Source organism: Psychrobacter sp. VH5 (assembly GCF_050572635.1).
Classification (GTDB): domain Bacteria; phylum Pseudomonadota; class Gammaproteobacteria; order Pseudomonadales; family Moraxellaceae; genus Psychrobacter; species Psychrobacter celer.
In genome coordinates, this window is sequence record NZ_CP192145.1 from 2,286,000 (window position 1) to 2,310,573 (window position 24,574).

The window sequence follows — 24,574 nt, forward strand, 5'->3', positions numbered from 1 at the left end:
ATATAGCCATGTAAATTTACAAATCATAACTTAGATAATTATGAAATCATAGCGTTGTACGCATGTATTTTTGGCAAAGCCTTGCTATTATACGGCTTAACAGCTACAAACCCTATGCTATATTTTTATAAGTTATTGATATTAATAATAATCAAAATCATCCGACTGTTTTATTTGACGGTTTTTTACTCAGCAACCGCGACCCATCGGTAGGAATTTTCATGGCAAATCAGTTTCAATTATTTAAGCATCGCCGTTTTAGCGCCATGTTTTTTACGCAGTTTTTGGGCGCCTTTAATGACAATATTTTTAAGCAAGCGCTGATATTGGTACTGACGTATACGGCGGCAAGCCAGCTGGGTATGGAAGTCAGTATCTTAAACAACTTGGCCGCCATGCTGTTTATTTTGCCCTATTTTTTATTTTCAGCATTGGCAGGCCAAATCGCTGATAAGTTTGAAAAATCCAAGCTGACGCAGTTTATTAAATTACTTGAGCTGGTGATTATGGCGGTGGCAGCCGTGGGTTTTGTCTTTGAATGGTATGGTTTGCTGTTTGTGGCGCTGTTTTTGATGGGCACGCATTCGACGTTTTTTGGGCCGATCAAGTACGCTTATCTGCCACAAGCGATGAAAGAAAATGAGCTGGTCGGCGCTAATGGCTTGTTTCAGATGGGCACTTCACTGGCGATTTTACTGGGGATGATAGTCGCTGGGGTATTGACGCAACTCTCCGCATCGCTTTATTGGATCAGTGCGACGGTGCTGTTGGTGGCTATGCTCGGCTATTTGGCCGCGCGCTTTATCCCGCTGATGCCTGCAATGCAGCCGGCGCTGACAATCAACTGGAATATCTTTACCACCAGTTTGAGTACGGTACGCTATCTATATTCCTTGCCGTTTTTGTTTTTTGTCATTCTTGGCAACAGCTGGTTTTGGTTTTATGGCGCGACGTTTTTGACGCAGACGCCAGAGTTTAGCAAGGTCATCTTGCACGGCGATGAGTCGGTGGTGATTTTTTTATTAACGCTGTTTTCAGTTGGCGTATCGATCGGTTCACTGCTATGTAAGTCACTGACCAAAAACCAAGTCAGCTTGCGGCTACTGCCGTTTGGTATCGCAGGTTTGAGTATTTTTGCTGTCGATTTATATTGGTCCTTATCTAGCCTAAATATGGCTGTCGCTGATGGCACACTGCTGGGTATTGGTGAGTTGGTTGGGATGAGTGGCACGTGGCGCGTCTTTGCCGACTTATTCTTTTTGGGTTTTAGTGGCGGCTTGTACATCGTGCCACTGTATGCGTCGATGCAGGCATATGCGCCAAAAAGCCACCGTGCTCGTATCGTGGGTGCCAACAATATCTTTAATGCGATATTTATGGTCACCTCAGCGATTTTTTCGATTGTTATTTTAAACACCTTGGGTTTGACGCTACCGCAGTTGTTTTTGGTGACAGGCCTGCTAAATATCGCCTTTGGCGTGTTTTTGTATATCAAGCTGCATAAACATATCAAAGCGGCGGTCATCCAAACTCATGATGCGAGTGTTTTATAATACATTTCGCAGACGATATGTAGGCACGTGCATAATAAATAGTGGTGCTGATATTTTGGATTGTTTACTATAGTAATGTTTGTTGTTTTTGATTATAAGTCATGAGGAGTGAATTATGGCCCCGCGTCCTTTGTCCAAAGTCGACCAGTTGTTAGTTGGGGTCGATAAGGCGTTACGAGCTGTCGTCCCACATTCAAATCCTAGCACGCGCCCCTTACCGGTGAGTAGTGATGAGATTCCTGAGCTGAGCATCACCGAGGCGCGTCATGTCGCAGGGCTGATGCGCATCAATCACACAGGCGAAGTATGCGCGCAAGGCCTGTATCACGGTCAAGCCTTTAGCGCAAAAGACGACGGTGTCAAACAAGCCATGCAGCAGTCTGCCGAAGAAGAAGTCGACCATCTGGTATGGTGTGAGACTCGGCTAGACGAGCTTGGTAGCCATGCCAGTATTTTTACGCCGCTGTGGTACGGCATGTCTTTTGGTCTGGGTGCGGTGGCAGGTGCTATCTCCAATGAGTTTAGCTTGGGGTTTGTCGCTGAGACAGAAGCGCAAGTCAGCGAGCATTTACAAGATCATATCACCCAGCTACCAGAGCAAGACCAGCGTTCAAAAGAGATATTGGCACAAATGGATATCGAAGAGCTGCATCACCGTGAGCTGGCGCTCGCAAATGGGGGTGCGGCGCTGTCACCCGCTGTACGCCAGACGATGCGCTGGATGGCCAACCGTATGAAGGCCACCGCTTACCACTTATAAAGGCTGTCGTATTAACAATCCTACTACTGATAGCGATCAGTTTAATTTGCTAGGGTATGAAAAATTTGTACGCTTTTGCCCTGAGATGTCTCAGGTATCTGGTATTTTCAGATGAGTAAATACTGCCCATCAGCTACATTATAAAATCATACAACAACTGACCTATGAATACTAATAAACACTAACTTACTAATATTGACTTACTAATAAGGTAGCTATTTTTATGAAAACCACTACATTATCGACCAGCGTATCTCCCAAGGCGCCAGCGCTGGCAACTCTGACAGCCGTTGCTGCCGCTTGCGCTATGATGCTCTCTGCGCCTGCTCATGCAGCCGAAGCACAAGCTGCGAGCAGCGCGACTGATGCCACTAACGCCGCCTCTGTACCGAGCGCCATCGATTCAAGCAAACGTGTCATTCGTCTGGCTCAGCCAAAGGCAGATAACGCGGCTAGCACAAACAATGCACCAGCCCCTCAAGCTGCCGCACCGCAGCCACCCACCGTACAAAACCGCCCGCCGATGAGTACGTTGCAGCCACAAGACGTCAGACCACCAGCGACGCCTGAATTCACTGGTACCACACGTGTCTACGATCCAGGTCCGATGAATGCCACTGGCATCGACCTTCGTAGTGGTCAGCTGACCAACATCCCCACGCCGCAAGCACAACTGTCTGATGTCAGCTTTGTACCAACGGTACTGATTCCGCAACAGACGGGCGATAATAATGACAAGCTTGATGTCAGCCTACTCGATGACTTTATCAAAGATGTCTCACCCAACGCTCGTCATTACCCACCCAACTTCCCTAACCGCTCACAGCGTCACTACACCCGCGAAAAAATCAAGGTGTTGGCAGAGTGGATTGAGCCTTATGCCAAAGAGCCAAACGCGTCTTATGATGTACTGATTCGGGCCGCGAAGCTCAATGGCATGGGCCGTAACCTAGACTTGGGCTCGGACTATACCATCCGCGGTGGGCAGTATGTGGATCGCGCCATCAAAATTCAGCCAGACAGCGGCGAAGCCAACTTCTTATATGGCATGATGCTCTCAGAAGGTGGCGGGTTTAAAGAAGGTCAAAAGTACTTAGACCGTGCCGTCTCGTTGGGCTACACCGAAGCAGAGCAAAGCTTGGCACAATCAGACCTTCTTAGCGATCGCCGTGACAAAGCCTTGGAGCGTCTGCGTCGCCTCGAAAGTCAGAACCCCGACAACGACATTATTCCTCAGCAAATCAAACTTATCGAAGAAGGTAAGTTTTATATCTGGGATATTCCTGCCCCTGACATCAATGTCAAACCAAGCGTCTAATCTGCTGTACATCAGCCTGTTTGACCGATAGCCCCTATAGCGCCTTCATTTTCTCACTAAAAATGAAGGCGTTTTTTTGTTGGATAATAAATAGTCTAATCACAAAAGTTACGCTACACTTATCTGCACGCCTGCCGGCACTCCTTCGCCTTTTTGACACTCGTTTTTGGGATTGACTTATGACGCCGTTTAGCCTTATCAAACCGATGATGCACACCAATCAAAAAATGCGGTCGATGACCCTAGCAGTCTTGCTTGCCGCAGTAGCGCTACTGCCTGCCTGCAGCACGGTGTCTGTCAACAAACAAACCTCCGCAAAGACCATCACCGACCAGCGCGGCAATATCGTCACTGACAAAAAACTGAGTAGTGACACCGCCTCAGCGCTGCTATCTGCAGGGCTAAACGAGCAAGCCTGTATGCAGCAGTTTGACCTGTGCTTGACGCAGCTGACCGATAGCATACTAAATAAACACTACCGCCCTGCTTTAGCGATTTTTGCCGAGCTACACTATGCCAAAGCCCGTCAGCTGGCACGCTCGCAGGCTTGCCGCGACGCCTTGTCTCGTCCGCCGCTTGATCCCTACTATGCCAATGCGCCGCTAAGTGCAGAAGACGCCAAAGCCCAGCAACAAAACACCAGTCGCTGTCTCAATGACTATCAAGAGCGGCTATTTGATTCAGTAAAATCGAGCTACACCTATTTATTTTATGACGCGCTCGTACACGATTTTGAGGGAGCGGATAAGGCCAGCGGACAGTCGCAGCAACAAAACCGTATTCCCAATGATACGGATATTCAGACCCAAGACATATATAACGCGGCCAGCAACGATATTATCACTCAGCTGTACAAGTCCGCTGATGGCACGGACAAACTGATGGGCGAGGCACAGATAGAATACCTCCCCATCACCTCAAGCAAGCATGATAGCAGCGAGCAAGCAGCCATCGCCAATTCATCACCGCTCACAGGCAAACCCACTGACCAAATCAAAGTGATGAAAATAGCCGTCGATGACTATCAGCTTGGCGTCTATCTGCCAAACGAAACTAGCTACTTACAAAATGCGCACAAGCAAGCCTCAGCACTTGCTGACCTAGTCTCCACTTACGAGCTGCGCCTCTCTGGCCTAAACTCTATCAGCAAACGTCCGGGGCTGGGCATCAGCCTAGTGGCATCGTTAGATGATCGTTATACCACAACGATTCGGCAACTATTGGCGTCGTCGTTGGCGGGGCGCTTGTCCTCTGAGCAAAACAGCGACAGCGTCAATGAGAATGAGAGCGACCCAAGCTCGCGTATCTATCCTACAGGCCATTTGTTATTGACCGGTCTTATCAAGCCCAGCGGCAATAGCGTTTTAGACACGCTGAGCAGCCGCACGCTCGATATCCATCTTTATAACCCGTATCAAACAGAGCATGTCAATATCTTGGGTGATAACCACCCCATCGCAGCCAATTTTTCGGCAGGCTATGGTCTTTGGTTGGCAGAAAACCAGCTGGATGGTGTCGGTTATCTTAATCTCATCACTCGCCAGCCTGAAGCCCGACTGCCCAAGCTGTTTATGCTCGAGCCCTATGACCCTGATAAGCGCGTGCTGATTATGCTGCACGGCCTCGCCTCTAGTCCTGCAACGTGGGTCAATTTGACCAACGATATCTTAAACGATGATAAGCTGCGTGATAACTATCAAGTCTGGCAGATATTTTATCCCACCAATCTACCGATTTTAGAAAACCGCTATCAAATTCAGCGCCTGATCAATAGCACTTATGCCCAAACCGACCCACAAGGACAGAACCGCGCCAGTAAAAATAGCGTGATTATCAGCCACAGCATGGGCGCTGTCATCGCCCGTATGATGCTATCAGACGACAATCTGGTCGACGATTTAGACAGCTTAGACGATCAAAACCTGCTCTCTAATAGCGAAAAGCGGCAAATTCGCGATGCTCTTAAAGCCTCATTTGGTGAGACCGAGCTCAAAGAGCGCTTTGAGCTCACAACCTTACCGCAAGTGGATACAGCGGTGTTTTTATCAGCACCGTTTCGCGGCACCGATTATGCAGACCGCTGGTTTACCCGTGCGCTACGCCGCATTGTGTATCTGCCCGTTGGGCTGGTCAAGACGGTCACAGACAATCTGGCGACCATTGCCACCCAAGGCGACTTGGCACAAAACCCACTTGGCGCTTTATACCTACAAAACGGTGCCAGCCAACTGAGTGACAAATCCTCATTTATCCAACTAACCAAAGATATCTCTATTAACGATCGTATTACCTATCACTCCATTATCGCTAATAACGATTCAGATATCACCAAAGGGCTGGCACAGATGCAGCCAGGCAATGCCAAAATCGACTTGTCACAAGCCATAAAAGACGAGAAAGACAGTACCGCCGACGCTGCTAACGATAAAGCATCGACACAGCCGCTGGTGGCCGCAGTCACTGTCAATAAAAACATCAGTCAAGCGTTGACTGAACGTCTATCAGACGGCATCGTACCTTATACCAGTGCGCACTTAGACGGTGCAGCTTCTGAGACCATTATAAATGGGGGTCATAGTATTCAGAGCAACCCCCAGACCATCTTGACGCTACGGCGGATCTTGCACAAGCAATTACAAGAATAACACTCGAGCCGTTGCCGCAGATAATGAGCAGCTGACTGTAAGGAAATGTAGAAGCGCTACAAACTGATAACATGTTGCAGATTTGCATCTCACTCGATGATAGACAGGCATAATAGCCGCCCTGATAGTAGTGCAGAAACTTTATCACAACTAATTGTTTTTACTGTTATTTTAAAGAAGCTGTCTGTTTTTTAGCACAAATACTCGTGACTACTAGGTAGGCCACCAGGGTGCTGCATCGCTTGCGTGTGTACCGAGGGAGGCGCATAATATATTGAAAGCACATAATAGTCATGTATTAATTTATAAGGATGTAAATTACTTAATTCAGCTAAACAGTCGTTAGCTTAGCCACCATGTATCATTTAGGTCGCGTGCTAATCCATACTGAAACACAATCTGCCTATTGCCTATATATAAATAAAGACAGTATGCAGACTGTTATTTGAGCGTTTGAGGGAAGCCTGCGCTATTCAGCTAACAGATAAGGGTAACCGTTTATGTTCGCTACGTTTATGATTGACCAGCTCGATGCGCTGATGCTTGCGCGTATCCAATTCGCTTTTGTTATCTCATTTCATATTGTTTTCCCCGCCTTTTCTATTGGTCTGGCCAGCTGGCTGACGGTGCTTGAGTTCCGTTGGTTAAAGACCGGCGAGCCTATTTATGCTGAAGTCTATAAGCATTGGGTCAAAATATTTGCCGTGGTGTTCGGTCTTGGCGTGGTATCAGGCGTGGTGATGTCCTACCAGTTCGGTACCAACTGGGCGGTGTTTTCGGACAAGGCTGGTAACGTTTTAGGTCCCCTACTTGCCTATGAGGTATTGACCGCGTTTTTCTTAGAGGCGTCCTTTTTGGGGATTATGCTGTTTGGGTGGGGGCGCGTCAGCAAACGCATGCACTTTGCCTCGACGGCAATTGTCGCTGTCGGCACGCTGATATCAGCCACTTGGATTTTATCAGCTAATAGCTTTATGCAGACGCCGCAAGGCTTTATGATAGGCGCTGATGGCCTTCTGTATCCAACCAATTGGCTTGAGATTATCTTTAACCCCTCCTTCCCTTACCGTCTTGCACATATGGTGACGGCAGCATTTTTGACTACTGCCTTTGTCATCGGCGGTATTGGTGCCTATTACCTGCAGTCCAAAAAACATCAAGATCATCGCCAGCATGGCCGCGTGATGCTAGGTATGGCGATGATTATGGCGATATTTGTCGCGCCAGCACAGGTGCTCATTGGTGATGAGCATGGCTTGAACACCCTTGAACATCAGCCTGCAAAAGTGGCGGCGATGGAAGGTATTTGGGAAGATGAGCGCGGCGCGGCTCTGCGCTTGTTTGCGTTACCTGATCAAGAAAACCAAACCAATAAGTACGAGGTAGCCATCCCTTATGTTTCAGGCTTGATTCTCACCCATTCGTTTGATGGTGAGGTTAAGGGTCTCAAAAACTGGGCACCTGAAGATCAGCCCCCTGTGGCTATTGTATTTTGGGCGTTTCGTATTATGGTGGGTATTGGTATGCTTATGGTGCTTGTTGGCTTATTTAGTGTTTACAAGTACTTTAAAAAACAACAATTTAATCCTGATAGTAAATGGTTCCATAGGGCTTGGATGTTTATGACGCCGATGGGCTTTATTGCGATACTAGCTGGCTGGTTCGTCACCGAAACAGGACGTCAACCCTGGACCGTCTATGAAGTCATTCGTACTAGCGAGAGTATGTCGCCCATTGCAGCACAGCAGGTGGCGACGACTTTAATTGGCTTTATCGTACTCTATATCTTTGTCTTTGGCGCAGGGAGTTTTTATATCTTGCGACTGATCGCGCAGGGGCCAAAACCGTTTGAAGATCCCGCTGAGGACAACTTCTATGAGCACTCAGTCACAGAAAGTCAGGGACGGACACTAAGCGGTGATAGCAGTCCTGATCAAAGTACAAAAGAAAATATCGATACACCTGCTGATGATGTCGATGATGGAGGGTTACGCTAATGTTTAACTACGGTGATGTATTAGACTTACCTTTGATCTGGGGCGGCTTGATTGCCTTATCTGTCTTTATTTATGTGTTGCTTGATGGTTTTGACTTGGGCTGCGGGATTTTATTTCCTTTTGCAGGCTCAGACAAAAACCGTAGCCGCATGATGAACTCTATCGCGCCTTTTTGGGATGGCAACGAGACGTGGCTGGTACTGGGCGGTGGCGGTTTATTCGCAGCTTTCCCAGTCGCTTATGGCATTATCATGACAGGCTTGTATCTGCCGGTCATTTTTATGCTGTTTGGCCTGATCATGCGCGGCGTGGCGTTTGAGTTTCGTTTTAAAGCCTCCTCACGTCGGCACGTATGGGACAGTTTTTTCTTTATCGGCTCCGTGGTGGCGACTTTTTGCCAAGGGCTGATGTTGGGCGCGTTGATACAAGGGATTGAGGCAAGCAATCGTCTCTATACAGGCGGGCCTTTTGATTGGTTCACACCTTTTTCTATCATTTGCGGTATTGCCATGATTATCGGCTATGCGCTACTTGGCTCTACGTGGCTCATTATCAAAACCGAGCACACTTTACAAGTATGGGCACGCAAGGTTTCAGGCTGGATGCTATTGGCACTGATCATCGCAATGGTCGTCGTCACAGGCTTTATGTATTTTTCTGATATCAAGGCGCTTGAGGGCTGGTTTAGCTTCCCAGGCTTGCTATATTTGGCACCCATGCCGATTATCGCGCTGCTCTTGTTCTTTTTGATGCGTAAAGATTTAAAGACGGAGCGTGAATATCGCCCATTTCTCTTGACGGTGGCGTTATTTTTGATGGGTTATATCGGGGTCTGTTTTGCCGTTTTCCCTTATATCGTCCCGTATGAAATGACGATTTATGAAGCAGCAGCAGCGGACACCTCGCTATCCTTTATGCTGATTGGGGCCGCTATCATGCTACCGATTATCTTAAGTTATACTGCTTTTGCCTACTATACTTTTAAGGGCAAGACAGATCATGAGCATATGTACTAGGCGTAGTATATGTGCTAAGTCAGCACAAGTAGCATGAGAAACAAGTAGCACCAGAAAAATGACAGCTAAAAAGTGACAGGCTACCGCAAAAGGTGGCGGTCACTACGCCCGCTCGTATGGCGTATCTATAAAAAGGTAGGAGACGAATATGAAAAAGCTCAGTAAAAAGCAATCACAATGGGCATGGTTTATTGGTCTATATATCGCGGGTTTTTTGGTGATTTTTACCATTGCCCAATTGATTAAGCTGGCTATGGGTGTCTAGCTCATAGATACCTAGCGTTGGGTAACCCACCCTTTATGGCTTATCGTGCCTTAACAAACCAAAAAGCAGCGCCATAAATAAATGGTCGCTGCTTTTTTATTGTCCTATAGACAGTGAGCGCTAAGCGCCTTGATGACTGGCGGCTCCTTTATCATCGATAAACTCATTGACTTGCGTCAGACGTTCAGGTGTGCCAACGTCTATCCAGTTATCTGCTATCACCTCGGCGGTGATTTGAAACTTCATCATCGCCTGCTTGAGCAGCGGTGCCAGTGCCGCTGGCTGACCTGAGGCCAACCCATCGACCAGTCTTGGCGACATCACGCTGATACCAGCAAAGGTATATTTGTCCGCATTATCAATCGGCTGCTCGCTGGCAAGACCATTGTTAATGGCGAAATCTCCGCCACTATTATGCTCTGGATTATCAATCAGCAATAGATGCGCGCGCTGGTCCGCCCCCAGCTTATAATCAATCAATTGCGAAAAATCGTAAGTCGTCCACACATCCGAGTTGACTAAAATAAACGGCTCATCTCGTAGTTTGGCTGCCTGCAGCGCCTGAAATATCCCTCCTGCCGTCTCCAGTGGCTCATCGCTTTCGACCGACCAATGCAGGGTCACGCCATATTGTGCCCCGTCACCCAACCTCTCTATCAGGGTATCGGCAAGCCATGAGGCGTTGATGGTGATGTCGGTAATACCAGCCGCTCGTAGTGCCTTGATATGCCAGACGATCAAAGGCTGTCCACCGACTTCAACGAGTGGTTTTGGTGTCTCAAGAGTCAGCGGCCGCAGACGCGTACCCTTGCCAGCTGCCAAAATCATTGCTTGGGTAATCGTTGCTTGGTTGGTCTCAGACATGTGCGCTCCGTGTTTTTGTTATTGCTTTTTTAATACTGCTAAATACTGCCTAGGGTGTGCCTTCAATTCACTCGATAATTATCTAAATGGGCTAAAAATGGCCTAAATATATTGCTGCACAAACTGACGCTGATACGCTGGCAATATGTGCTCTCTTAGATAATCATTAAAAGGTGCCACCGCTTGCTGCATCTGCAGGCTGCCATGCGCCTCCAACCATTCTAGCTCAACCATAAAATCGCGCATCACTTTCGGAATATCGGCCAAATAGCGGTCTTTGCCATCGCGCTGCGATAGGCGGACAAAGATTCCCAGCACCTTTAGATGGCGCTGGACACCCATGACATTCATATCGTTTTCAAACTGCGCGATATCGGCAGCTGTGCTCACACCTGCTTGCTTTTGTAATTGCCAAAAATCACGTGTCCATGCAGATATCTGCGGCTCAGACCACTCCACATAAGCATCTCGCAGCAGCGATACCAAGTCATAAGTATAAGCGCCAATCACCGCATCTTGAAAGTCAATTACCCCCAAGCGTGAGTGATCGGCTTGATCTTGCATCAAGTTGCGGCTGTGATAATCGCGATGGACGACGACTGCTGGCTGCTGCAAAATCTCTTGTATCAATACCGCTTTTAGCGCCCGCCACAGCTTTGGATCAACTGCCACGCCGATATATGGCATAAACCATTCACTAAACAAATCCATCTCTCGGTCTAGCAGTGCACTGTCATAATCAGGCAGCTGATGCTCAGATTTTGCTTGTTCAACAGAGAGTGTTTGTAATGCGGCCAACGTCTGCATGGCCAGCTGATAATGGCGATCGACTTGCTCGGGTGTGGCTTTAACCAGCAAATGAGCAAACTCTACCGTACCAAAGTCTTGTAACACCAAAAAGCCTTTTGCCACATCCTGCGCGATCAGCGTTGGCACATTGATCACAGGTGCCATCAATTTGGCGACATTGATAAACTGACGCATAGCGTCTTGTTCATCAGCCGAATCCATGACAATATAACGTGCCGCTTGCGATTGAGGCTCTGTTGTCAGCTGCAGGCGATGATACTGACGCGCACTGGCATCTCCTGGCAGACTCTGTAAGTCAAAGGTCTGCTCTGTAAAGACTGCTTGTAGCCAGTCGTGCAATTGCTGCTGGCGGCTGTTGGGTAGCGGCTGGGTCATAGGGCTCTCTAAAATCGTATTATCGGTTATAAAAAAGTAAATGTCGGTGGTCAACAACTAAAGTAGTGATAAGTCTGGCAAAACCTTGCTAAAATAGTGACGCCTATCTTGGTCATCATCGCTTTTATCAGTAGATAAGCGCGCGTGTGGCACGATGGCTATTGCTGAGCATAAATGCAGCAGCCTGTGCTCATCTTATAATTTTTGGTAAATAGTGTAGCTGATTTGGTTTTTTTTGACTATGATTAGTCGTCATTATATGTAAAACCGCCTGACTGTTGACACCATTTAGCATAATAAGCTCAATCTGTCGGCGCTGATGTATGACAGTACCTAAAAGATACGGCCACTCAATTACGTATCGCAATCTAACCGGCTCTGCAATCATAGGTGTGCCCTTGCTATATTCTTCGCTCTACCAAAGCATTCGTTTGATCTTATTTGGCGCGTTAGGTTTATCGAGCCTTGCGGTCAATGCCGCACTCAGCGAGGCAGAACCACAGACACAAACGACCAAGCCCCTGTCTGCGGATAGCGCGCACCGTCCTGCTTATCTGGCAGCAAATCAGTCTACCAGTCGCGTGGCAAAAGACACCCACCATGCTTTTGACCAAGATATCCATTATCCTCAAAGCGCTCTTACGCCCAGCGCAAAAAATCCAACTGTAAACCATACCCATGCAAACAATGCCCGTGCATCGAGTGATAGCGACAGTACGCCAAGCCCGTCACTTGGGACAACAGCGATCAATAACCACGGCAATAGCAATGACGACAGTAGCGTCTCAGGCTCTGTCTTGCCGCCAGCATTTGTGCCAGCCCCTGCAATACCCGACACGCTCGATGCGCAGTATGGCGGCGACACTTTTTTTGATGAGCCTACCGGCACCATCAATACCGACAATGCCTCCATGCAAACGCCTGAGCAAGTGGCCAGCACTCTAGATATCGATACCACAGCCACTATGGGTCACCATGCCAATCCTGAGGTTGATACCAGTAACAGCATCCATAACAACGCTGGCTCTGATACCCATAACGATAATAATGACACTGATATCACTAACAGCGACGAGAGTATTCAAGACAGCCTCAAACGGTTGGCTGAGTTTTATGAGCTTACACCTGAGACTGAGACAGCGGCACCAAACACCAATAGCAGCATGAGTCTGCAAGGCGATGAGACAAATGCGCTACCAGAGGCGCTCATGCCGAGTGCACAAACCATTCCAAAGGTTGGCCGCAATCTAGAGCTGCTGCCTAGTGCGATCGATAGCGCCCAGCGCTGTGAGGGTCAATGGGTCTATCCTAAACGCAACCCCAATTATCAGCGGGCAGTCAATGAAGCAGGCGGCATCAATGGACAAACCGCACCGAATGTCAGTGAGATACCAAACCAGCAAGCGCCGCTATTTTCAGAGTCAGACTACGGCTATTATGACAATGTCGACTATGCTGAGCTATCAGGCAATGTCATTATCAATCAAGGCAGCCAGCATATCGAAGCTGACAAAGTATTGCTGGATTTAGGTAGCGGGGTGGCGGCAGCGCAAGGTAAAGTCATGTTTACGGACAAGGCAACTGGCAGGCGAGCAGCGCAGCGCAAGGCAAACCAAACCCAAGTCAATTTGACAGACAAAGCAACGCAAGGCGGCCTCATCGGGGTGGCCGATAGCCTCAATTACAACACCGAAACAGGCCAATCCACCGCCAAAGACGTGGCGTTTGCCAGTGTCGAATTACAAGCTCACGGCTATGCCAAGCAGCTAAACAGACCCAATGAGACGCAGTATGAGCTCGATGAGGTGATGTTTAGCACCTGCCCACCGACCAATCGCAAATGGCAATTTGACGCCAAAAGTATCGATTTAGATACTGATACCGGTCGTGGCGAGGCATATAATACGACTTTTCGTGTCGCTGATGTGCCCGTATTTTACTTGCCTTATTTTAACTTCCCAATCGATAGTCGGCGTAGCAGCGGGTTTTTGTTACCCAGCGCCAGTGTCAGTAGTGAAAACGGCTTAGAAGTTGATGTGCCTTATTATTTTAACTTAGCGCCCAACTATGATGCCACGCTCAACACGCACATCTATACCGATCGCAACCCTATGCTATCAGGTGAGTTTCGCTATTTGACCGAAAACTACGGCGAAGGTATCTTTAATGGCTCTTATTTGCCAAACGATCGAGAGTATGGTGATGAAGATCGCAGTAGCTTTTTTTATGATCATGCGTGGTCTTCTAAGAGCATTCCGCGGTTGAGTGGCGATGCCAAATACAGCTACGTGTCAGACTCAGATTATCTCGATGATTTTGATACCCTCGGCTTATCTGATAGTACGGTAAACTTACCAAGACGGGCGCGCCTAAACTACTATAACGACTATGTCAGCGGCGAGCTAAAAGTTGAGACTTTTCAGACGCTCGATGCGTTCAATGGTGATGGCGAGGCGTTGCAAGATAAGGACAAACCGTACTCACGCTTACCACAGCTAAGCGTAAACTATCGCCTGCCCACTGCTAATAATTTTGATATAACTGGTGTCCATGACTCCGCTTATTTCAAAAAATCCATCGATGATGGCTCAGAAAACGAAAAAAGCGGCACACGTCTTTATAATAAAATCAGCGCCGTCTACCCTATCGAAAGCTCATGGGGCTATGTCAAACCCAAGCTCAGCCTCCAGCACCTGTATACGTCTTATGACGAAGACAGCTTGGCGGACAATCAGCTGAGTAAAGAAGATGGTAGCCAGTCAGTCTTTGTACCGCAGGCCAGTATCGACGCTGGACTGAACTTCTATCAAGCAGGCTCACCATTTGGCGCATTTGATGAGACCATGGGCGGTTACCGTTTGCTCAGCCCGCGCTTAAAGTACACCTACTCGCCATACAAAGATCAAAACGACATCCCAAACTTCAACACCCGTATTGCCTCTATCAACTATGAACAGTTATTTTCTGACAGTTGGTTTTTAGGTCACGATCGTCTGCAAGATTTGCACGCCATCACGCCGGGTATAAATTATCGTTACATCGATGCAACGGGTGTGACACGTTTTGATGGTAGCATTGCAGAGCAGTTTTATATCGACAATGGACGCGTAACCTTAGAGAATGAGCAGCCAGTCTTTACCTCTTCGTCGTCAGGAATGGTATGGAATACCAGTACGCAGCCTTATAACAACTTTTGGGTCGATGTCAGCGGCGCTTTGACCAATGACTATGACCTAAACTATGTGACCACTGAGCTTCGTTATCAGCCGTCGGACAATAGTTTGTTTAACGTCGGGTTTGTCAAGCGTCAACGTGACGAAAACACCGATCAACTGCCATTGTCTGCCTTTACCGCCTCCGCCATTTTTCCTATCAACAACAATTGGCGAGTATTGGCACAGGGTCAATACGATTATAACCGTGATAAAATGCTCGACTCTTTAGTCGGTGTCGATTACGAAGACTGCTGTTTTGGTTTTGCAGTTTATGGTCGTCGTTACTATAATGACCTCAATGTAAAGGACGAACCAACCCAAGCGGTGATGGCTGAGATTAGACTAAATGGTTTGGGCAGTGGTAGCAGCCGTTTGACCCGCCTGCTCTCTGACAAAATCTTAGGTTTTGAGCCTGTACAAAACGCTTGGAAAGACTAAGACATGATAGGTACTATGTGACGCAGCAATGATACTGCGAGGCAATGGTACCGATATTTATAACCCTGTATTTTTAGGCTTTTAGGGACAACCCTGTCTATTATTTGATTATTAAGTGTATTGGGTAGAGTTAACCGACTACCATCCGATGCGATGACATTGATGAGGAGCATCATGAGATTTTTTTCTGTACGTCAGACCAGCCGCGCGGTACTGCTATCTACGGGTGCCAGCCTTGCGCTCACTTTGGGTGCTCAAGCGGCAACCGTCAAGCCTGCGAGCGTCCAAGCTGCTGATCCAACCAGCACCAGTCGTTTAACACCAGCAAACAGTACCGACGGCATCATCGCTTTGGTCAATGAAAACGCTATCTTAAAGAGCGAGTTGGTTGAGGCCATTCAGCAAACTCAGGCGCGCGCCCAAGCCGCGGGCGAGCCGATAGCCAACTCAGCACAGCTGCAGTCTGAAGTACTAAACGCCCTTATCTTGCGTGAGTTACAACTATCGATGGTCAAACGCATCGGTCTGACGCCCGACGACGCGGCCATCAATCAGCGTCTTGGCCAAATCGCACAGGCTGAAGGCTTAAATAGTATCGCAGCCTTGCAACAGCGCCTAGATGCCGCCCAACCTGGTAGCTATGCTGCTCTGCGCGCGAAACTGATAGAAGACGCCGCTATTCAGGCATTGCAGCAGCGCCAAATCAGTAGCCGCGTACGCATCAGTGAGCAAGACATCGATGCGTTTTTAGCCTCACCTGAAGCCAAACGCCTAAACCAAAGTGAATACCAAACCATTCATGTGCGCGTGCCTTATATGGACGACTATAGCCGCCTATCTGAGGCGCAGCGCGAAGAAGCACTAAAAGTCGCTCAAGCCTTACGTACGCGCCTGCTTACGCCAAATGTCGATGTCACAGAGGCAATCGCCGCCAGTCAAGGCAGCTACCCTATCCCGCTCCAAGGTGGCGATATGGGCTTCCATAAAGCAGCATCTCTACCGACAGAACTATCTAGCGAGATTACCAAACTCGATGTAGGCGCCGTCAGTGCACCGCTCATCACACCAGAGGGTATCGATATCATTAAACTGGCTGACAAAAAAGCCAGTGACACCATGCTGGTACCGCAGTGGCATACTCGTCATATCCTCGTCAAAGTCGATGAGCTGCAGACAGACGCCCTCGCCGAACAAAAAATCAATGACCTATATGAGCAGCTACGCGGTGGCGCTGACTTTGCAAGCTTGGCCTCGACCTACTCAGATGATCCAGGCTCTGCCGGACGTGGCGGCGATTTGGACTGGGTTAGTGAAGGCGATATGATAGGCCCATTTGAAGCCATGATGAAAAACACCACTGTGGGCGACTACTCTACTCCTTTTAAAACGCAATTTGGCTGGCATATCCTGCAAGTCGAAGGCAAGCGTCAGCAAGACGTCAGCGACGAATATCGCCGCAATATGGCACGTCAAGCCCTGTATCAACGCCTAGCGCCGCAAGCAAAAGAAGACTGGCTCCAAGAGCTACGCGCGGGCGCTTATATCCAAGTGCTTGGCTAAGCACCTATCGGTATATAGTGAGTTCAGTATAAAAACGATACAGTGGGACTGGGATAAATTTTACGCAGCATCGAGCAGCGCAGGCACAGCACGCAAGGAAAATTTATACCAGTTCCACGTTGATATATAATGTATCTGTTTTATTTAGAATCGACTATATAAACATAAGCTGTCGTATAAACATCGACAAAAACACCACTGTCAAAAAAAAGGGTATATGCCAGCGCTTGTACCCTTTTTTGTTGCTTAGTAGGCGGCAGATTATCGTAAGAAACACACCTAACGCTTGTATTTCTATTATCAATTCAATCGATTACAAACACGATTATAAAAACCTAACCAGCATATAAATCCCCATAGCGACCATCATGATGTTTTCGGTCAACGACACAAAACCAAGCGGTACATTTGAGTTACCGCCCACGCAAGCACATTTAAGCTCACGCTTGTCTATATACACTGCTTTGAACACCGAGACGCCATTGATACCGCCGATAACGATCGCAACGACAGCCGCTATGATACTCAGCCATGCCACATCTGCGAGCATGGCAATACCAACAAAAGCCTCGGCGAAAGGATAAACATACGCATAGCGCACAATTTTGCGTGCTAATAAATCATAGCCCAAAAACTGATTGGTAAAGCTTTCTAAATCTTGTAGCTTTTGAATGGCAAGCACAATCATCGATAAGGCGATAAACCAAATAAGCGTTTGTATCGTCAATAGCGTATCGCTCATGCCCCAAGTCAGCGAAAGGCTGGCCAGCGCGGTGGTAGCAAATATGGCAATCACTGGCGTGTAGCTAAAGCCCTCCTTTTGAGCAACCTTTTTACCAAAGTAGGCTTGCAGGTCATCATAGCCACCTACGCGCTCGCCATTAATAAGTATTTGCGGGGTGGTAGTGACATTGAACTTTTCTTTGACCGCTTGCGTCTCAGCATCATTGTTTAAAGGTTTGTCCTCAATCTCATAGCCTTTACGCTGCAATAAATCGAGCGCCTTTAATCCAAAGGGGCAAACGTGATCGGCTTTTACCAGACGGTAGACGGTTGCTGTTTTCATGCTCAATACTCCCTTCACTTTATTCTCACCGATAGCTCAGTGTGCAAACGTTGTAGTCAGTACGAATATGGACACATTAGCGGTCAAACCCACCTTTGCTCGACTACTCTAGCTCTTTTATCAGCTGCTGCATCTCACCGATTTCGCGCTTTTGAGCCTTGATGATGTCATCTGCCAATTGACGAACACGCGGGTCATCGATATCGGCGCGCTCACTGGTCAAAATAGCGATAGAATGGTGCGGTATCATCGCCTGCATCCAATCCACCTGATCGACGGTTTGTTGTGAGCGCACGCCCCAAAGACCAAAGGCAAATAGCACGACACTTAAGCCATAAATCATCAAATTGACTTTGGTTTTTTTGTACATATTACCCATAAAGGCGAGCATGATGACCGCCATCATCGCGCCCATATACAGCGCCATATAAGCACGCGTCTCACTAAAGTACACATGATCCCATTTATAGGTATTAAAATACATCATGATATACATAACGATGGTCGAGGTAAGTATCATCAAAAAAAACTTCAGATACGGGTTCATTTGCGATTTATTATTATTCATATCCATGTGATTATCTCCATAAATGACACCTATATGGATAGATGCCAGTAATGATCGTTATATTAATTTTAAGGAAGTTAGTAAGCACGTCTTTACAAAACTGATAGACTAAGACTGAGGTACGGGTCTAAATCAAAACCAGAATTTCACCCCTGCCGTGACGCTACTAGTATCAACATCTTCGTTGTTTTGGCGACGTAAGTCTCTTGTATCTCCTAACGCTGTCTCATAGCTAAAGCCTACATACGGAGAGAGCTGACGACTGAGCATCTCATAGGTGAGCCGAACTTCAGCTTCTAACTCATTAAAGCCTTTGGTAATGTTATTGTCAGTATCATCCTTGCTAAATACCGTTAACCCAGCTTCAGGTATCACCACCCAATGCTGGTCTAAGCGCCCTTCATACTCTGCACCAAGATCAAGCTGGACTTGACCATCAGTATAGACATAGGCTCTAGCATCAGTCTCAATGAAATACGGCGCTGTGCCGGCAATACCCGCCATCAGTGCTGACTTGTCGTTTTCAGTATTATAAGCGACGCCGGCTTCACCATTCCAAAAGATACCGAGCGGCTGCCAATAAGCAAGCGAGCTTAGGCTATCGATGGCTTTATCGTCTTTGGTCGCGGCGTGACCTTCAGTACGTAATCTAAGACGGCTACTATCATCACCATACCAACCCTCTATTTCAAAGTTGATTTGATCGTCCTCGAACTGATAGCCCAAATCATCTACCGATATGCCCCAAGTCGGCAAGCTACCCATCATCACAGGCTTAACAAATTCACCATAACCTACGCCGTTTGAATAATCAGGGCTACGAGCGTCAGCAGGCGGCTCGCCACCTTGCATACCCGACATATCCATATCACCATGATCCATACCTGACATGTCCATGCTGCTATGGTCCATACTCGACATATGCATGCGGCTGTGATCCATGTCTGATATGTCCATTTCAGCTGCCGCTGCTAAGGGTGACGTTAGCAATACCGCTGATGATAAGCCGATAAATGGCAGACCTTTTTTAATTGTTTTCATAATGAGCCTCATATAGTCTATTTATTTTGAAAAAATACAGTGAGGCTGCTAGAAATTTTTGCAGCCTCTGTCTGCGTAGGCACAGCACGCAAGAAAATTTTTATCAGCCTCACGCCATGACTCTTACCTGTATATTCTTCAGATAAATTAAATTCCACAATTCATTAAACGACAGCAACTTCTCTAAACATGCCGGCTTCCATGTGATAAAGCAGATGGCAATGCCAAGCCCAGCGTCCTGCCTCGCCCGTCACATCAAAACTCACCTTTTGCGCAGGATGTACTAAGATAGTATGCTTGCGTACTTGAAAGTCGCCATTAGGCGCACGCAAATCACTCCACATACCGTGCAGATGCATCGGGTGGCTCATCATGGTGTCATTGACTAAGGTAATACGCACGCGCTCGCCCGGTTTGATATTGACAGGCGGCGCATCCTTAAACATAATGCCATCGAGCGCCCAGATATAGCGCTCCATATTACCCGTTAGATGAATTTCAACCTCGCGAGTCGGTTTGCGCTGTTCGCTCATGATCTCGTTGCCGACAGAACGCAGCTGGCTATACGTCAGCACCTCTCTATCGATGTTACGCAGATTAATTCCAGGATCATCGAGATTCATGCGCGGACTATCGACGCGCATATCGGTCTTAAAGTCATACTCGGTCTTGGCATGGTGTGCGTCATAACCCTTGTCGCCCATCGCGCCCATCATATCAGCCATGGTGAGCCACTCAATGCTATCCATCTTAGGCGTGGCAGCACGCGCGCCCTTTTGAGTAGCTAGGGTCGCGGTCACATAATCGGTGCGATCGATGTTTTGCGCAAAGATAGTATGGGCATCTTTAGTTGGCGTGACGATGACATCGTAAGTCTCAGCAACGCCAATACGAAAATCGTCGACTTCTACTGCCGCGACATCGTTACCATCAGTGCCAACGACTTTTATCTTAAGACCGGGTATGCGCACATCGAATATCGTCTGCGCAGAAGCATTGATAAAGCGTAGTTTGATCGGCTGCCCTGCTTTGACCAGCTGCACCCAATTAGCGGCAGTGGTTTTACCATTGATCAGATAAGTAAAGGTTTTCTCACCCGATAAATCACTAAAATCAGTCGGCATCATACGCATCTGATTCCACATCTTGCGCTTATCAAAGGCCGCCTCTAAATCGGTGGCAGCGACATCCGAGAGGAGCTTTTTAAAATCGGGTAGATGATAATTATCAAAGTCAGCGCGCTGCTTGAGTAGTTTGAGTAACTTATGCGGATCGCGATGCGTCCAATCACTGAGCAAAATCACATGATCTTCTGCCACCGGATAGCGCTCCGCTCCTTTTGGCTCGATGACGATCGCGCCGCGCATACCCGTTTGCTCCTGAAAGCCTGTATGCGAGTGATACCAATAAGTCCCTGATTGTTTGAGTTTGAACTTATAAGTAAAGGTACTATTGGCAGGGATGCCGTCGAAGCTAATACCCGGCACACCGTCCATCTCAAAAGGTACGAGCAGACCATGCCAATGAATAGAAGTCGGCTCATTCATCTGATTGTGCACGCGGATGATGACTGTATCGCCCTCTTGCATCTTCAGCGTTGGCGCAGGTAGTGAGTCATTAATCAGCGTGGCCATACTGGATTTTCCATTAACGATAACAGGCTTTTTGCTGATATAAAGATCGAACTCGTTACCTTTGAGGATAGGCACTTTATGATCGGGTCTATCGCTATTAATGACCGCCTTGCTTTGCGAGCCCGCAAGCGCACTATTTGCCATCGTTGGCAGGCCAGATAACATGGACGCCCCTACCAAGGCAGACGATCCTGTCAAAAAATGACGACGGTTGAGCGTATTTTTATTATTCATAAGATGACTCGTAATAAGGAATTAATAAATACTAAAATCTCTAAAAACGCTTCAAACTATAGTTGCTGCTGCGGCGACTCAATTTGTGCATAAACCGTGCTGCTACCGTCTTTGTTAATTTGCATGATTTGATACGGATCAAATCTGTTTTGATACTCCATACCTGGACTGCCCATAGGCATACCCGGCACCGCAAGGCCAATCGCCTCGCTTGGCGGATTTTTTCGGAACTGTGCCATGTACTTGGCTGGTACATGACCTTCAAACACATAACCATCACTCGTCACCGCAGTATGACAGGAGCGCATATTATCAGGCACGCCGTAGCGCTGTTTAAACACCGCCAAATCGCTGACATCTTGCCCGTTTGCCGTCATGCCATGATCCTCGGCATGACCGATCCACTCTTTACAGCAGCCACAATTGGCATCTTTGTAGACGGTGGCCGAGACGTTTTGTAAAATGGTGGATGACGGCTGCAGGTCTGATGCCTTTGTGTTTGACTTTGTGTTTGACGCTGGGCTTATAGCCTCTACTGGTACTTGTGTGCTCGCCGTCGTTTGCTTATCAGCTGCATCGACATCTGGCTGACTACAAGCCATCAGCCCAACGCTCGCCGTCAATAAAACAACGCCACTCAACCACTTATGGTCTGTATTAAACCTCATGCTTTTATCCTTTTTTATCCCATTGCCTTGTATCAGATAATACTGTAAAGCGGGCGGCCTTTTACTAAGTCAACAGCCGTTATAAAGGCAGCGGCCGCCGATGCCGTTCATAGCCTATATACTAGCGACCCCATTCTGACCGGCAGATGACATGCAGATGACAATCCTGTCATCTTTGCCACCATCGATGTTCATAGCAAACAGAATCCTTTAGTATGGCCTTATGCTATGAACCTGATCTGCGAGGTGGAATGATGAAGGTATTATTGGTAGAAGACGAGATCAAACTTGGCGAGTATATAAAAAAAGGACTGACAGAAGCGGGGTTTGTCGTTGAGCATCATACAACGGGTCTAGATGGCTATCATGCACTCATGACCGATGAGTATAGCGTGGTGCTGATGGATGTCATGTTACCTGATATCAGCGGCTTTGAGCTGATACGCAATTATCGCGCTGCCGGCAAGCAGACGCCCGTGCTATTTTTGACCGCAAAAGACGAGTTAAGCGATAGAGTCAAAGGCATCGAGATCGGCGGCGATGATTATCTGACCAAACCTTTTGCCTTTGCCGAGCTGATCGTGCGTATAAAAAGCCTCTTGCGCCGCGCCAATCAAGCGGACTATAACAGCACGATATTACAGATAGCAGACCTACAGATGGATATCGCCAAGCGTACTGTGCATAGAGGCGATACAGCCATTAAGCTGACGGCCAAAGAGTTTGCTTTGTTGCAGTTTTTATTAGAGCGCCGAGGTGAGGTGCTCCCGCGCTCTGTCATCGCCTCACAAGTATGGGACATGAACTTTGATAGTGATACCAATGTCATCGATGTAGCTATCAGACGCCTACGGCTCAAAATCGATGATGGCTATGAGACCAAGCTGATTCACACCGTGCGCGGTATGGGATATCGCTTAGATGCGGCAGATACTGCCATAGCAGAGACGGATAACGCGCGATGAAATACCGCTTTGATAATCGGCGCTTACCACTATTATGGCGTACGATTTTTTTATTGACGATCGTTGTCGTCATCTCCCAAATCGTTATTTATATTTGGGTACAACGCTCGGTCAGCGGCCACTTTGAGCAAATGGACTCAGAGATCATCACACATGCTGCCTTTAATTTGCGCAAACGTGCCGATTATTTCAATGAACGCACGACGGCGACTTTGCCATTGTCCTCTACGCCTTCAGCGCCACTTTATCCTGATGACCTGCACGCCTCATGGTCAGACTATAATCTAAAAATCCTAGTGATTGACAGACAAGGGCATCGACTGTCCAGTGCGCCAAGTGGTTTTAACCATGAGCTGCCTGCGGACTTTGACCTTTGGTCATTGTGGCAAACGCATCGCGAGCAGCAATTTGTCACCAAAATCAACGACCGAAACTACCGCGCGTTGCTCATCAAAGACGAGCAGATCCTTGCCTTGATTGCCTTACCAATCGATGTCCATCATCAGTACCTTTTACAGTTCAATCGTCAGCTAAGCCTGATTTTACTTGCGATTACGTTGTTACTGGTTTCTGTTGCGGCCCTGAGTGTCTATTGGGGATTTGCGCCTTTATCCACCATTGTACAAAAGATGCAAGGCATCAATCCAGAGCGCTTGGATGAAAGAGTGAGCGTCAGTGACATGCCGCGCGAGCTACGGCCTTTGGCCGAGTCTTACAACCTCATGATGAGTAAACTTGAGGGTAATTTTGCTTCATTACTGCGGTTTTCGGACAATATCGCCCACGAGCTGCGCACACCACTGGCCACCCTTGGTACACAAACCCAAGTCATGCTGAGTAAGACCCGAGATACGGAAGAATACATCGAGCAGCTACACCATCAGCACGACACACTCCAGCAGCTATCAAGCCTCATCAATAATATGCTGCTGCTTGCCAAAACCCAAAAAGGGCTAAATGACTCACAGCTTGCGCCAGTAAATACTGAGGAGTTGATCATAAAACTACTGGATTATTTTGAGTTGATAGCCGAAGACCGCCACTTGCTCTTTAAAAAAACAGGCAGTTTTGAGGTGGTATTGGGCGATGAAGGTCTGCTACAAAGACTGTTTGCCAACCTTATGTCAAACGCCATACATTACGCCGCCAGTGACAGCGTCATTAGCGTCGACGCTGCCATCGAAGACCCATCAGAGCTGCAACCTACCAAACCCTCTAGCATCAGTACAGCTCATCGGTCAGCGCTCATCATTACCATTACCAATCGCATGGCACAGCCTATCAGTCAAGCAGAAGCAGACAAGCTGTTCGAGCGCTTTCATCGTCATCATACCACTACCAACATGCATGCTGGATCGGGGCTGGGGCTATCTATCGTACAAGCCATCGCCCAAGCCCATGACGGTACTGTCAGCATTCGCATCAGAGATCATGAGTACTTTGCTGTGAGTGTTAGGCTGTACCTGGCACAAGTATAGTGGAGTCCAAATACATCAGCTATGGATACTTGTCTTCTACCAACAGTTTTTACAGACACAAAAAAACCTCAAACAAGCTAATGTTTGAGGCGAAACTTGCTTAA

General features: G+C 47.7%; 18 protein-coding genes. 11 read left to right on the forward strand and 7 right to left on the reverse strand.

Annotated features, from left to right (window positions below; all coding sequences use genetic code 11):
* The first annotated feature begins 221 nt into the window (after positions 1–221).
* From ACNFVB_RS09565 to ACNFVB_RS09595, 7 genes are all read left to right on the forward strand, one after another.
* Positions 222–1,553, forward strand: a complete 1,332-nt coding sequence (locus ACNFVB_RS09565; protein ID WP_430737332.1) for an MFS transporter — start codon at positions 222–224, stop codon at positions 1,551–1,553.
* Between the two features lie 115 nt (positions 1,554–1,668).
* The gene (gene coq7 / locus ACNFVB_RS09570) at positions 1,669–2,313 is read left to right on the forward strand and encodes a 2-polyprenyl-3-methyl-6-methoxy-1,4-benzoquinone monooxygenase (protein WP_207968914.1); all 645 of its coding nucleotides are present in this window, start codon (positions 1,669–1,671) and stop codon (positions 2,311–2,313) included.
* Between the two features lie 223 nt (positions 2,314–2,536).
* Positions 2,537–3,631, forward strand: a complete 1,095-nt coding sequence (locus tag ACNFVB_RS09575) for a tetratricopeptide repeat protein (RefSeq protein ID WP_430737333.1) — start codon at positions 2,537–2,539, stop codon at positions 3,629–3,631.
* A gap of 179 nt (positions 3,632–3,810) precedes the next feature.
* Positions 3,811–6,276, forward strand: a complete 2,466-nt coding sequence (locus ACNFVB_RS09580; RefSeq protein WP_430737334.1) for an esterase/lipase family protein — start codon at positions 3,811–3,813, stop codon at positions 6,274–6,276.
* A gap of 500 nt (positions 6,277–6,776) precedes the next feature.
* On the forward strand, positions 6,777–8,273 hold the full coding sequence (locus ACNFVB_RS09585) for a cytochrome ubiquinol oxidase subunit I (RefSeq protein ID WP_430737335.1): 1,497 nt from the start codon (positions 6,777–6,779) through the stop codon (positions 8,271–8,273).
* Entirely contained in the window at positions 8,273–9,289 is a 1,017-nt protein-coding gene (gene cydB / locus ACNFVB_RS09590; protein ID WP_274631647.1) for a cytochrome d ubiquinol oxidase subunit II, read from the forward strand. Before ACNFVB_RS09585 ends, cydB begins: the two co-directional genes overlap by 1 nt.
* 148 nt (positions 9,290–9,437) lie before the next feature.
* Positions 9,438–9,554 carry a DUF2474 domain-containing protein gene (locus ACNFVB_RS09595; RefSeq protein WP_372046312.1) on the forward strand — a complete coding sequence of 39 codons (117 nt, stop codon included), beginning with the start codon at positions 9,438–9,440 and terminating at the stop codon, positions 9,552–9,554.
* A 120-nt stretch (positions 9,555–9,674) separates the two neighbouring features.
* Here the strand turns inward: ACNFVB_RS09595 and murU are convergent, their stop codons facing one another.
* Together murU and ACNFVB_RS09605 are read right to left on the reverse strand one after the other, a co-directional pair.
* Positions 9,675–10,418: an N-acetylmuramate alpha-1-phosphate uridylyltransferase MurU gene (gene murU, locus ACNFVB_RS09600; RefSeq protein ID WP_274631646.1), complete on the reverse strand. Its 744-nt coding sequence runs from the start codon at positions 10,416–10,418 to the stop codon at positions 9,675–9,677.
* Between the two features lie 102 nt (positions 10,419–10,520).
* Positions 10,521–11,603: an aminoglycoside phosphotransferase family protein gene (locus ACNFVB_RS09605; protein WP_430737336.1), complete on the reverse strand. Its 1,083-nt coding sequence runs from the start codon at positions 11,601–11,603 to the stop codon at positions 10,521–10,523.
* 398 nt (positions 11,604–12,001) lie between these two features.
* Here ACNFVB_RS09605 and lptD point away from each other — a divergent pair, with 398 nt between their 5' ends.
* Positions 12,002–15,256, forward strand: coding sequence for an LPS assembly protein LptD (gene lptD, locus ACNFVB_RS09610; protein ID WP_430737337.1), 3,255 nt, complete (start codon positions 12,002–12,004; stop codon positions 15,254–15,256).
* 174 nt (positions 15,257–15,430) lie between these two features.
* Positions 15,431–16,816, forward strand: a complete 1,386-nt coding sequence (locus tag ACNFVB_RS09615; RefSeq protein WP_430737338.1) for a peptidylprolyl isomerase — start codon at positions 15,431–15,433, stop codon at positions 16,814–16,816.
* Positions 16,817–17,141: 325 nt separating this feature from the next.
* Here ACNFVB_RS09615 and ACNFVB_RS09620 read toward each other — a convergent pair whose 3' ends face one another.
* From ACNFVB_RS09620 to ACNFVB_RS09640, 5 genes are all read right to left on the reverse strand, one after another.
* Positions 17,142–17,882, reverse strand: a complete 741-nt coding sequence (locus ACNFVB_RS09620) for a MauE/DoxX family redox-associated membrane protein (protein WP_430737339.1) — start codon at positions 17,880–17,882, stop codon at positions 17,142–17,144.
* A gap of 103 nt (positions 17,883–17,985) precedes the next feature.
* Entirely contained in the window at positions 17,986–18,456 is a 471-nt protein-coding gene (locus ACNFVB_RS09625; protein WP_226940946.1) for a DUF305 domain-containing protein, read from the reverse strand.
* A gap of 126 nt (positions 18,457–18,582) precedes the next feature.
* The gene (locus tag ACNFVB_RS09630) at positions 18,583–19,491 is read right to left on the reverse strand and encodes a copper resistance protein B (protein WP_430737340.1); all 909 of its coding nucleotides are present in this window, start codon (positions 19,489–19,491) and stop codon (positions 18,583–18,585) included.
* 164 nt (positions 19,492–19,655) lie between these two features.
* Positions 19,656–21,359, reverse strand: coding sequence for a copper resistance system multicopper oxidase (locus ACNFVB_RS09635; RefSeq protein WP_430737341.1), 1,704 nt, complete (start codon positions 21,357–21,359; stop codon positions 19,656–19,658).
* Between the two features lie 56 nt (positions 21,360–21,415).
* Positions 21,416–22,027: a DUF411 domain-containing protein gene (locus ACNFVB_RS09640; protein ID WP_430737342.1), complete on the reverse strand. Its 612-nt coding sequence runs from the start codon at positions 22,025–22,027 to the stop codon at positions 21,416–21,418.
* A gap of 254 nt (positions 22,028–22,281) precedes the next feature.
* Here ACNFVB_RS09640 and ACNFVB_RS09645 point away from each other — a divergent pair, with 254 nt between their 5' ends.
* A complete protein-coding gene (locus tag ACNFVB_RS09645) occupies positions 22,282–22,992 on the forward strand; it encodes a heavy metal response regulator transcription factor (RefSeq protein WP_430738516.1) in 711 nt (236 codons plus the stop codon).
* Positions 22,989–24,470, forward strand: coding sequence for an ATP-binding protein (locus ACNFVB_RS09650; protein ID WP_430737343.1), 1,482 nt, complete (start codon positions 22,989–22,991; stop codon positions 24,468–24,470). Before ACNFVB_RS09645 ends, ACNFVB_RS09650 begins: the two co-directional genes overlap by 4 nt.
* The last annotated feature ends 104 nt before the right edge of the window (positions 24,471–24,574 follow it).